The sequence below is a fragment of the Streptomyces corynorhini genome (assembly GCF_003346515.1).
GTDB classification, from domain to species: Bacteria; Actinomycetota; Actinomycetes; order Streptomycetales; family Streptomycetaceae; genus Streptomyces; species Streptomyces corynorhini.
On sequence record NZ_QQNA01000226.1, the window covers coordinates 1 to 9988 of the forward strand.

The 9988-nt window shown below is 71.4% G+C and carries 9 protein-coding genes and 1 pseudogene; 6 read left to right on the forward strand and 4 right to left on the reverse strand.

Features of this window, described 5'->3' with window-relative positions:
• Positions 1-33 precede the first annotated feature (33 nt).
• From ectB to thpD, 3 genes are all read left to right on the forward strand, one after another.
• On the forward strand, positions 34-1302 hold the full coding sequence (ectB, locus tag DVH02_RS25610) for a diaminobutyrate--2-oxoglutarate transaminase (RefSeq protein ID WP_114626225.1): 1269 nt from the start codon (positions 34-36) through the stop codon (positions 1300-1302).
• Positions 1303-1398: 96 nt separating this feature from the next.
• Positions 1399-1797, forward strand: coding sequence for an ectoine synthase (locus DVH02_RS25615; RefSeq protein ID WP_114626217.1), 399 nt, complete (start codon positions 1399-1401; stop codon positions 1795-1797).
• Positions 1798-1799: 2 nt separating this feature from the next.
• On the forward strand, positions 1800-2696 hold the full coding sequence (gene thpD / locus DVH02_RS25620; RefSeq protein ID WP_114626218.1) for an ectoine hydroxylase: 897 nt from the start codon (positions 1800-1802) through the stop codon (positions 2694-2696).
• 71 nt (positions 2697-2767) lie between these two features.
• On the opposite strand, the gene DVH02_RS25625 is transcribed toward thpD, so the two are convergent.
• Entirely contained in the window at positions 2768-3832 is a 1065-nt protein-coding gene (locus DVH02_RS25625; RefSeq protein ID WP_114626219.1) for an alkene reductase, read from the reverse strand.
• A 137-nt stretch (positions 3833-3969) separates the two neighbouring features.
• Here DVH02_RS25625 and DVH02_RS25630 point away from each other — a divergent pair, with 137 nt between their 5' ends.
• Entirely contained in the window at positions 3970-4491 is a 522-nt protein-coding gene (locus DVH02_RS25630; RefSeq protein ID WP_114626220.1) for a MarR family winged helix-turn-helix transcriptional regulator, read from the forward strand.
• A 91-nt stretch (positions 4492-4582) separates the two neighbouring features.
• Here the strand turns inward: DVH02_RS25630 and DVH02_RS25635 are convergent, their stop codons facing one another.
• Positions 4583-5524 (reverse strand): NAD(P)H-binding protein, encoded by a 942-nt coding sequence (locus DVH02_RS25635; protein WP_233518456.1) that lies wholly within the window; start codon positions 5522-5524, stop codon positions 4583-4585.
• A gap of 119 nt (positions 5525-5643) precedes the next feature.
• On the opposite strand from DVH02_RS25635, the pseudogene DVH02_RS25640 reads away from it, so the two are divergent.
• Together DVH02_RS25640 and DVH02_RS25645 are read left to right on the forward strand one after the other, a co-directional pair.
• Positions 5644-5895, forward strand: a pseudogene (locus tag DVH02_RS25640) (ectoine/hydroxyectoine ABC transporter ATP-binding protein EhuA); the annotation flags it as partial.
• A gap of 170 nt (positions 5896-6065) precedes the next feature.
• Positions 6066-7934, forward strand: coding sequence for a cytochrome c biogenesis protein DipZ (locus DVH02_RS25645; RefSeq protein WP_114626222.1), 1869 nt, complete (start codon positions 6066-6068; stop codon positions 7932-7934).
• A 71-nt stretch (positions 7935-8005) separates the two neighbouring features.
• Here DVH02_RS25645 and DVH02_RS25650 read toward each other — a convergent pair whose 3' ends face one another.
• Both DVH02_RS25650 and DVH02_RS25655 read right to left on the reverse strand, forming a co-directional pair.
• On the reverse strand, positions 8006-9061 hold the full coding sequence (locus DVH02_RS25650; RefSeq protein WP_114626223.1) for an aminotransferase class V-fold PLP-dependent enzyme: 1056 nt from the start codon (positions 9059-9061) through the stop codon (positions 8006-8008).
• A 69-nt stretch (positions 9062-9130) separates the two neighbouring features.
• Complete coding sequence (locus DVH02_RS25655) at positions 9131-9898, reverse strand: DsbA family oxidoreductase (RefSeq protein WP_114626224.1); 768 nt, start codon at positions 9896-9898, stop codon at positions 9131-9133.
• Positions 9899-9988 lie beyond the last annotated feature (90 nt).

Genomic DNA, 9988 nt, shown 5'->3' on the forward strand with positions numbered 1-9988 from the left:
CGCGCGGTCGAACACGGCGGGCTGGAGATCCCCGTGACCATCACCCCGCCCGCCCTGAGCGTCTTCGAAACCCTCGAATCCGAGGTCCGCAGCTACTGCCGCGGCTGGCCCGCCGTGTTCGACCGCGCGCAGGGCGCCCGGCTCACCGACGAGGACGGCCACAGCTATCTGGACTTCTTCGCCGGGGCCGGCTCGCTCAACTACGGCCACAACAACCCGGTGCTGAAACGGGCGCTGATCGACTACATCGAGCGTGACGGCATCACCCATGGCCTGGACATGGCCACGACCGCGAAGCGGGCCTTCCTGGAGTCCTTCCAGAACGTGGTGCTGCGCCCGCGCGACCTCCCGTACAAGGTGATGTTCCCCGGCCCGACCGGCACCAACGCGGTCGAGTCCGCCCTCAAGCTGGCCCGCAAGGTCAAGGGCCGCGAGTCGATCGTCTCGTTCACCAACGCCTTCCACGGCATGTCGCTGGGGTCGCTCGCCGTCACCGGCAACGCGTTCAAGCGCGCCGGTGCCGGGATCCCGCTGGTGCACGGCACCCCGATGCCGTTCGACAACTACCTGGACGGCCAGACGCCGGACTTCCTCTGGTTCGAGCGGCTGCTGGAGGACCAGGGGTCCGGCCTGAACAAGCCCGCCGCCGTGATCGTCGAGACGATCCAGGGCGAGGGCGGCATCAACGTCGCCCATCCCGACTGGCTGCGCGCGCTGGCCGATCTCTGCCGCCGCCAGGACATGCTGCTGATCGTCGACGACATCCAGATGGGCTGCGGGCGTACCGGCGCGTTCTTCTCCTTCGAGGAGTCGGGCATCACACCGGACATCGTGACGCTTTCGAAGTCCATCAGCGGGTACGGGCTCCCCATGTCGCTGTGCCTGTTCAACCCGGAGCTGGACATCTGGGAGCCGGGCGAGCACAACGGCACCTTCCGGGGCAACAACCCGGCCTTCGTCACCGCGACCGCCGCGCTCAACACGTACTGGGCCGACGGCCAGATGGAGAAGCAGACCATCGCCCGGGGCGAGCAGGTCGAGCAGGCGCTCCTGGCGATCAGCGCGGAGTGCACCGGAGACGTACCCACGTTCCGGGGCCGCGGTCTGGTCTGGGGGATGGAGTTCGCGGACAAGGAGCGGGCCTCCGCCGTCTGCGCCCGCGCCTTCGAGCTGGGGCTGCTGCTGGAGACCTCGGGCCCGCGCAGCGAGGTGGTCAAGCTGCTGCCGCCGCTGACCATCACCGCCGACGAGCTGGACGAGGGGCTGCGCACCGTGGCCCGCGCGGTGCGCGACACCGCCTGAGGGACAGCGCGGAGGAGAGCGGCGGAGAAGAGAAGCGCTCAGCACCGAGCGCACGAGAGAAGTAAGCGAGAACACGAGAGAAGGGGTCGACGCACCGTGATCGTCCGATCGTTCAAGGACATCGAGAACACCGACCGCCATGTGAAGGCGGCTTCGGGCACCTGGGAGAGCAAGCGCATCGTGCTCGCCAAGGAGAAGGTCGGCTTCTCCCTGCACGAGACGATCCTGTACGCGGGTACGGAGACGTCGATGTGGTACGCCCACCACATCGAGGCCGTGCTCTGCGTCGAGGGCGAGGCCGAACTCACCGATGACGAGACCGGCGAGACCCACTGGATCGAACCGGGCACCATGTATCTGCTGAACGGGCACGAGCATCACACGCTCCGCCCGAAGACCGACTTCCGCTGCGTGTGCGTCTTCAACCCGCCGGTGACCGGGCGGGAGGATCACGACGAGAACGGTGTCTACCCGCTGCTGACCGAGGAGGGCTGACCATGACCGCCACCCCCGTACGTACCGACCTGTACCCGACCCGGGGTGTCGGTGAGGTGACCACTCCGCGCCAGGACCCCGTCGTGTGGTCGGCGCCCGATACGCCGGGGCCGATCGCCCCCGCGGACCTCGGCGCCTTCGAGCGGGACGGCTTCCTCGCCATCGAGCAGCTGATCGGCCCCGCCGAGGTCGCGCGCTACGGCGCCGAGCTGGAGCGGCTGATCGGCGACCCGGCGGTACGGGCGGACGAGCGCTCGATCATCGAGCCGTCGTCCCAGGAGGTACGGTCCGTCTTCGAGATCCACCGGCTGAGCGAGGTCTTCGCCGAGCTGGTGCGCGACGAGCGGGTGGTGGGACGCGCCCGCCAGATCCTCGGCTCCGACGTCTACGTCCACCAGACGCGGATCAACGTCAAGCCGGGGTTCGGCGCCTCGGGCTTCTACTGGCACTCGGACTTCGAGACCTGGCACGCCGAGGACGGTCTGCCGAACATGCGGACGGTCTCCGTCTCCATCGCGCTGACCGAGAACCACGACACCAACGGCGGCCTGATGATCATGCCGGGGTCGCACCGGACGTTCCTGGGCTGCGCGGGCGAGACGCCGCGCGACAACTACAAGAAGTCGCTCCAGATGCAGGACGCCGGTACGCCGTCGGACGAGGCGCTGACCTCGCTGGCCGACCGGCACGGCATCAAGCTCTTCACCGGGAAGGCCGGTTCGGCGACCTGGTTCGACTGCAACTGCATGCACGGCTCGGGCGACAACATCACGCCCTTCCCGCGCAGCAACGTCTTCATCGTCTTCAACAGCGTGGAGAACGCGGCGGTCGAGCCGTTCGCGGCGCCGGTGCCCCGGCCGGAGTTCATCGGGGCGCGGGACTTCACCCCGGTGCGCTGACACCGGGGGTACGAGAGGCGCGGGGCCGGTCGTGACGACCGGCCCCGCGCCTCTCGCGTACGCCCCCGCGGTCAGCCCTCCAGGGCCGGGTAGTCGAGGTAGCCCTGGTCACCGCCGCCGAAGAAGGTGGCCGGGTCGGGGGTGTTGTACGGGCCGCCCGCCTTCAGCCGGGCCGGCAGGTCCGGGTTGGCGAGGAAGAGCACGCCGAAGGAGATCAGGTCGGCCGTGCCGTCCTCGATCAGCTTCAGTTCGTCGGCGCTGGTGGGGCCCTCGGTCTTGGCGTTGAGGATGAACGTGCCCGAGTAGAGCTTGCGCACGGCGAGGGTGAACTCGCGGTCGTGCTCGATCAGATGCACGAAGGCGAGGCCGAGCGTCTCCAGCTCCCGCACCAGCGCGGTGTACGTGGGCTCGGGGTCGGGCTCCTCGGTGCCGAGCAGGCCGATGGCCGGGGAGAGCCGGATCCCGGTGCGCGCGGCGCCGATCTCGGCGACCACCGCGCGGGAGACCTCGACGGCGAAGCGGATGCGGTTCTCGACGGAGCCGCCCCACTGGTCGTCGCGCAGGTTGGTGTTGGGCGCCAGGAACTGGTGGATCAGATAGCCGTTGGCGCCGTGCAGCTCGACGCCGTCGAAGCCCGCCTCGATCGCGTTGCGGGACGCGGAGACGAAGTCCGCGATGGTCGCCTCGATCTCCTCGGAGGTCAGCTCGCGCGGGACGACGTAGTCCTTGGGGCCGTCGTGCAGATAGACCTGCCCAGGCGCGGCGACCGGCGAGGCGCCGACCGGCACCAGGCCGTCGGGCAGCAGGTCCGGGTGGCCGATCCGGCCGCCGTGCATGAGCTGGGCGACGATCTTCCCGCCCTTGGCGTGGACGGCGTCGGTGACCTTGCGCCAGCCCGCTATCTGCTCCTGGCTGTGCAGCCCGGGGGTGTCCGGGTAGCCCTGGCCGACCACGGAGGGCTGCGTCCCCTCGGTGATGATCAGCCCCGCGGAGGCCCGCTGCGCGTAGTACTCGGTGATCGAATCGGTGGGCGAGTTGCCGGGGCCGAAGGCGCGGCTGCGGGTCATCGGAGCGAGCGCGACGCGGTTGCCGAGCCGGGTGCCGGCGAGATCGATCGGGTCGAACGCGGTGGTCATGAAGGCTCCTGAGCGTATGGGGAAGCGGTGTCACGCGGACGCCGCACCGGACGGCCACCCTGGTGTGTGGTCGACCAAGTAAGTAACCGGGCTTCACCCTAATACATTCCTTGGCCGACCAAGCTAAACTCTCGGACATGACCGCGGAGACTTCGGACCCTGCCTGTACCGACGAGCCGCCCGGCGCCGCGTGGGGCGGCCCCGTGAGCCACGCCCTGTCCCGGGTGGCACGGCTGCACCGGATCGCGGCGGCGAAGCTGCTGCGCAACACCGGCCTCTATCCGGGGCAGGAGCTGCTGATGATGCATCTGTGGGACGAGCCCGCGGTCCGCCAGGCCGAGCTGATCAAGTCGATGGATCTCGACCCGTCGACCGTGACCAAGATGCTCCAGCGGCTGGACAGTTCGGGTTACGTGCGCCGCTCCCCCGACCCCGCCGACCGGCGTGCCGTCCTGGTGTCGGCCACCGAGGACAGCTGCGCGCTGCGCGACGAGGTCAAGGAAGCCTGGGACCAGTTGGAGGAGCACACCCTCGCGGGGCTCGACGACGCCGAACGCGCGGAGCTGACGCGGCTGCTCGCCAAGGTCGAGGCGAGCCTGTGCGCGGAGACCTCGGACTGCCCGGAGGAGCGCGCGCGGACCGGCTCCGCCCGCGGCTGACGGGACCGGCGAGGACGCGGCGCCCTCAACCCGCGCCCTCACCCCGCGCGGGCCGGCCGGACCGGCGGGCGCCACTCGATGTCGCGCGAGATCACGAACCCGACGAGCCCGCCGGACCCGCCGGACCTGCCGGACCTTCCGGGCCCGCCGAATCTTCCGGACCGGCCGTGAACGCGGCGGCGTGGTCGGCGGCCCACTGGCGTAGCGTGCGCGGCGGCCTCCCGAGGATGTCGGCGACCGCGGTGGTGACGTACGCGGGCTGCCCGACGGCCGCGCGCCACGCGGCGAGCAGCATGTCGACGACCGAGCCGGGTGCCGCGCCCGTGGACAGGCTCCGGAACTCGTCCGGCGTCATCTCCTCGAAGGCGATCCGGCGCCCGAGTGCGTCCCCGATGGCGTCCACCTGCGCGGCCTGGGTCAGCGATTCGGAGCCCGTCAGGACGTAGTCGCCCGCGGCGTACCCGTCCTGCCGGAGCGTCCGCGCCGCGACGGCCCCGACGTCGCGGTCGTCGACCGGTGCCGTCTCGGCGGCGCCGTAGGGCCACCGGACGACCGCGCCCGCCCGGATCGCGGGCGCCCACCAGGCCAGCGCGTTCGAGGCGAGCATCCCCGGCCGGATGATCGTCGATTCGAGTCGGGTGGCCGCGACGAGGCGCTCGATGTCGGCGTGCAGCGCCGCCATGGGATTGGGCTGCTGGAAGAAGGGGTGCGGGGTCCGGTGCGGGGAGGAGAGGAAGACGACCCGCCGCACGTGGGCCGCCAGCCGCTCGACGACCGCCGCGGCGGTCAGGGGCGGGGCGGTCCAGACGAGGAAGACCGCACCCGCGCCGTTCAGCGCCGGGTCGAGCGACTCGGGCACGGTGAGGTCGCCGGTGAAGACCTCGGCTTCCGCGGGCAGGGTCGCCGCCGCGTCGGGACGACGGGTGAGGGCGCGGACCGGCACGCCCGCGTCGAGGAGTTGACCGATGACGACGCGGCCGACGCGGCCCGTCGCCCCGGTGACGAGCACGGGGGAAATGTCTGTCCGAGGCATGCCGCCATCAAAACGACACCCGGTCAAAAAAGCAACCCGGTAACAGAATATCGGCTCTCGGGTAAGCCCGGGGTCACCTCGGCGGCGCGGCATGACGTCCGCCCGGCATCCGTAAGAGCGTCCTCTTCGACAAGCCGACCAGCGCGCTCGACCCGGAGCTGGTCGGGGAGGTGCCGGCCACGATGCGCGATCTCGCGCGGGACGGGCTCACCATGGTCGTGGTGACCCACGAGATCGGCTTCGCCCGGGAGGTCGCCGACCGGGTGGTCTTCATGGACGGCGGCCGGATCCTGGAGAACGGCACCCCCGAGGAGGTGCTGGACCACCCGTCGAACCCGCGCACCCGGGCGTTCCTCGGCAGGTTCCTCTGACCGCCCGCCCGACCGCCCCCGCGCCGGACTCAGCTGCGAGGCAAAACGGCACATGATCCTGCAGATGCGAGGCGAATGGACGCCTCCGGCTCCAATCCGCGAGGTGGACCCCTCCGAATAAGCGGTGCGGGAGCCGGAGATCCGGCCCCCAGGACCGGAGGGCGTCGTCCATGTTCACCTTGATCTTGATCGGATTGCTCGGGGGACTGATCACCGCGGTGTCGCCGTGCATCCTGCCCGTCCTGCCCGTCGTCTTCCTCGCGGGCGGCCCCGGCACGGACGGACCCGGCGCGGCCGGCCCCGGCGCGGGCGGACCCGGCGCGGTCGGGACCGGCGCGGGCGGGACCGGCGCGGGCGGGACCGGCGCGGGCGGCCCCGGCGCGGGCGGCGGCGCCGCGAAGGGGAGCGGCGTCGCGGACGGCGCGGCGGGTGACGTCCTCGTGGCGACCGCCGCGCCGAAGGCGCCCAGGACGCGCAACCGGCGGCCCTACGCGGTGGTCGCCGGACTCGTGGTCAGCTTCAGCTTCTTCACCCTGCTCGGGGTGACGCTGATCTCCGCGCTGGGACTGCCGCAGGACATCATGCGGTACGTCGGTCTCACACTGCTGGTGCTGATCGGGCTGGGGCTGATCTTCCCCCGGGTGGAGAGCCTGCTGGAGAAGCCCTTCGCCCGGATCCCGCAGCGTCAGGTCAACAAGGAGGGCAGCGCCCTCGTCCTCGGTCTGGGGCTCGGGCTGCTGTACGTGCCGTGCGCCGGGCCGGTCCTCGCGGCGATCACGGTCGCCGGGGCGCGGGGCGAGATCAACGCCGACATCGTCGCCCTCACCGTCTCGTTCGCCGTGGGCACCGCGATCCCGCTGCTGGCCTTCGCGCTGGCCGGGCGGCGGGTCGCCGAACGCGTCGCCGCCTTCCGTACCCGGGCCCGCAAGCTGCGTATCGTCGCCGGCTGCCTGATGATCGCCCTCGCGTGCGCGCTGGCCTTCAACGTGACCGACGCCGTCCAGCGCGCCCTGCCCGACTACACGGCCGCCGCCCAGCGGAAGGTCGAGGACAGCGACACCGCCAGGCAGCAGCTGTCCGGGCTGTACGACAACTCCAACAAGGAGCTGTCGCGCTGCGAGGACGGCGTGAACGAACTCCGCTCCTGCGGCAAGGCGCCCGCTGTCGAGGGGATCGCCAGGTGGCTCAACACCCCCGGCGGCGCGCCCGTCACCCTCGACTCGCTGCGCGGAAAGGTGGTGCTGATCGACTTCTGGACGTACTCCTGCATCAACTGCCAGCGCAGCCTGCCCCACATCGAGAAGTGGGAGAGCAAGTACCAGGACGCGGGGCTCCAGGTGATCGGTGTGCACTCACCCGAGTTCGGCTTCGAGAAGAACGCGGGCAACGTCGCCGACCAGGCCAAGAAGCTCGGCGTGAGCTACCCGGTGGCCCTCGACAACAAGCTGGCCACCTGGAACAACTACCGCAACCGCTTCTGGCCCGCCAAGTACCTGATCGACGCGAACGGCACCGTCCGGTACTTCACGTTCGGCGAGGGCAAGTACGAACAGACCGAGGACCTCATCCGCGACCTGCTGCGGCAGGCCGACCCGGACGTCCGGCTGCCCGCGAAGACCGATCAGGCGGCCGACGAGCTGACCCGCGACCGGACCCCGGAGACCTACCTCAGCACGCTGCGCATCCGCGGCTACGTCGGCGACCCGATCGTGGACGACAAGCCGACCGCCTACCACTTCCCGGACCGTGTTCCCGCCAACAAGATCTCCCTGGACGGGACCTGGACCGCCGCGTACGAGTACTTCACCGCCGGTGACGACGCGAAGGTCGCCCTCAACTACCACGCGAAGAACGTGAACGTCGTCCTCTCCGGCGAAGGGCCGGTCCAGGTCCTCGTGGACGGCAAGGTCACCAAGAACATCGAGGTGAAGGGGGTGCCCACCCTCTACACCCTGGTCGACCGGGACACCGCGCACGACGCCCGGCTGGAGATCCGTCCCGCGCCCGGGATCCGCGCCTACTCCTTCACCTTCGGATAGACCGGGCCCGCCCACGCGGCTCCTCCGCCCGCGCGGCTCCTCCGCCCATGCGGCTCCTCCGTCCGCGCGCCTCACCCCGCGAGCACGTCCAGCGCCCGGTCCACGTCCGCGGCGGTGTTGTAGAGGTGGAACGAGGCGCGCACATAGCCCGCGCGCAGCGAGACGTACACCTCCGCCCGCCGCAGATCGTCGTGCCGGTGCGCCAGCCCCGGGACGGAGACGATCGCGGAGGGTCCGTACGTCGGGACGGGCTCGTGCCCACGGGAGACGAGCCCGTCCCTGAAGCGGTCGGCGAGGGCGGTGACATGGGCGTGGACCGGCTCGACGCCGATCTCCTCCATGAGCGTCAGGGACTGTTCGGCGCCGTGGTACGAGAGGAACGACGTCGCCTCGTCGTAGCGGCTCGCGGTCCGGCTCAGCGGGGAGACCGGGCCGTAGTTGCTGCCCCACAGGTCCGCTCCGTTGAGCCACCCGGCGTGGATCGGCGTCAGCGACTCCTGGGCCTCCTCGGTCACGGTGAGGAAGGACGTGCCGCGCGGGCAGAGCAGGTACTTGAACGCGCCGGTGACCGTGTAGTCGTACGCCCCCGCGTCCAGCGTCAGCCAGCCCGCCGACTGGCTGGCGTCCAGCAGCGTACGGGCCCCGTGCGCGGCGGCGGCGGCCCGCAGCGCCGCCAGGTCGGCGAGCCTGCCGTCCGCCGACTGGACGCAGGAGAACGCGACCAGCGCGGTCCCCGGCCGCACCTCGTCGGCCAGCCGCTCCAGCGGGACGTAGCGCGGCTTGAGGTCGCCCCGCACCGCGAACGGGGCGACCACCGAGCTGAACTCGCCCTCGGGCAGCAGCACTTCGGCCCCCGGCGGCAGCGAGGCGGCGATCAGCCCGACATGGACGGCCACGGCGCTGCCGAGGGCGACCCGCTCCGCGCCCACCCCCGCCAGCCGCCCGAACGAGGCGCGCGCGGCGGCCAGCGTCTCGAAGCTCCCGGCGCCCTCACCGCGCCGCCCGGTCGCGTTCGCCTCGGCGAGTTCCCGAACGGCGGCGACGGCCCGGCGGGGCAGCAGACCGCAGCTGGAGGTGTTCAGATACGTGGTGTCGGGCGCGAACTCGGCGCCTCCCAGGGGTTCCATGGCTCCACCCTGGAACGCCCGGTACGCCCGGTCAATCGCGCGTGGCTGAACAGAACCCCCAAGGAATCCTTACCGATCCCCCCTGGCCTGCGCGGATACCGCGCCCGGCACCTCGCACGCGCCGTCGGCGTCACACACCGCGGCGCCGTCCGTGCCCGTCCCGCCCGCGGTGGCACCGATCGGGGTGAGGGCCGTGACCGTACGGGACTGCCACGCCTGCTCCAGCGCCCGGGCCAGCACCTCGACCGGCTGCGCGCCCGAGACCCCGAACCGCCGGTCGAGAACGAAGAACGGCACCCCGGTCGCGCCCAGCTCGGCGGCCTCGCGCTCGTCGTCCCGTACGGCCCGCGCGTACGCGGTACGGTCCGCGAGCACTTCGCGGGCCTCGCTCTCCGCGAGCCCGGCCTCGACCGCGAGCGCGACGAGCGTCTCGGGGTCGTAGACGGAGCGTTCCTCGGCGAAGTTCGCCCGGTATACGAGGTCGAGAAGCTCGTTCTGCCGGCCGCGCGCCTTGGCCAGGTGCAGCAGCCGGTGGATGTCGAAGGAATTGTCCTGGTCGCGCCCCTCGGTCCGGTACGGCAGCCCCTCGCCGTGCGCGTGCCCCCGCACCATCTCCTCGATGCCGCGCACCTGCTCCAGGCTCTGCCCGTAATTGGCGGCGATGATGTCGGCCGCCAGCACGTTGTCCCCCGGCCTCCGCTCCGGTTCCAGCTCGAAGGACCGGTGCACCACCTCGATGTCGTCGCGGTGCGCGAACCCGGCGAGCGCCTTCTCGAACCGGGCCTTGCCGATGTAGCACCAGGGACAGGGGACGTCGCCCCAAATCTCGACGCGCATGTGTCTGTCTCTCCCTAACGGTCACGGCATCGCTGCCTCACCTCGATACGGAGGCGCCCTCCGCCTGTACGGGAACACCGGCGGCCCGCG